The sequence below is a fragment of the Rhizobium sp. RU36D genome (assembly GCF_900176345.1).
Taxonomy (GTDB): domain Bacteria; phylum Pseudomonadota; class Alphaproteobacteria; order Rhizobiales; family Rhizobiaceae; genus Allorhizobium.
Genome location: NZ_FWXU01000072.1, coordinates 1 through 1,292, shown reverse-complemented (window position 1 = coordinate 1,292; position 1,292 = coordinate 1). Strand labels below are relative to the sequence as shown.

Here is a 1,292-nt window from a genome sequence, read left to right as displayed (position 1 = left end):
TGAACCACGCCGGGTTTGCCGGAGGCGATTTCGTTTAAGTTATGCGGCCATGGCTAGTGCGTCCAGGGTGGCGTAGTACTGCTCCTCGGCTTCGGCTTTCGGTATGTGGCCTATGGGTTCCAGAAGACGGCGATTGTTGAACCAATCGACCCATTCGAGTGTGGCGAACTCCACAGCTTCGAAGTTGCGCCATGGTCCTCGCCGATGGATGACCTCTGCCTTGTAAAGACCGTTGATCGTTTCAGCGAGAGCATTGTCGTAGCTGTCGCCAACGCTTCCGACGGAGGGCTCGATGCCCGCTTCCGCCAGTCGCTCGGAATAGCGAATGGACACGTATTGCACGCCCCTATCGGAATGGTGATTAGCCCACCGCGATGGACGGGCCGCCGATCATGAAGCGCCAGGTCGAGAGCATCGAGGACGAAGCCCGCATGTGCGGTCCGGCTTGCTCGCCAACCGACAATGCGGCGTGCAAAGGCATCGATGACATCAGCGCAAATGCGCAGCATTTGTCGCGTGGCCACGTAGACGAAGCCCTGCCAGGTCGCGACATAGGTGAAATCGGATAACCACAGATGTTCGGCGCGGGAGCAAAGAACTGCCGGTTCACGCGGTCGAGTGGGCATGGGGCGGCCTTGTCGCTGATCGTCGTTCGGATCGGCTTGCCATGGATGATGCCCTGCAGCCCCATTGCCCTCATAAGCCTTGCGACGGTGCAGCGAGCGATATCGAAGCCTTCTCGCTGCAACTGTCGCCAGACCTTGCGCACGCCATAGACCTGGAAGGTCTCATTGCACACCCGACGTATCTCAATCTTCAGGCCGATATCGCTGCGGGCTCGGACCGACAGGCGATCCACGTCCAGACGCTTGGCGACGTTCTCGAAGTAGGTTGACGGGGCAATCGGCAAAAGCCTGCAGATCGGCTCGACCCCGAACACCCCACGGTGTTCGTCAATGAACGAGATCATCGTTTGAAGGGGCGGTCGAGCTCGGCCATCGCAAAATAAGCAGATGCCTTGCGCAAAATCTCATTGGCTTGACGAAGCTCGCGGTTCTCCCGCTCCAAAGGTTTCATCTTCTCGGCAACATCGCTCGACAGGCCTGCTCGCTTACCACTGTCGACCTCGGTCTTCTTGACCCATTCGTGCAGCGTGGCTGGCGAGCAACCGATCTTAGCCGTAATAGATGAAACAGCAGCCCACCGCGAAGGGTGCTCGGCTTCGTGATCCAACACCATACGAACGGCGCGTTGACGGACTTCAGCTGAAAACTTGTTCGTTGTCTTGCTCA

The 1,292-nt window shown here is 58.4% G+C and carries 1 pseudogene and 1 other annotated feature; the pseudogene reads right to left on the bottom strand.

The features are described 5' to 3' along the window. Window positions 1-39: 39 nt before the first annotated feature. A pseudogene (locus B9A97_RS29200) lies at window positions 40-1,292 on the bottom strand (IS3 family transposase); the annotation flags it as partial. Beyond that, window positions 896-1,012, bottom strand: a sequence feature (AL1L pseudoknot). It overlaps the preceding pseudogene by 117 nt.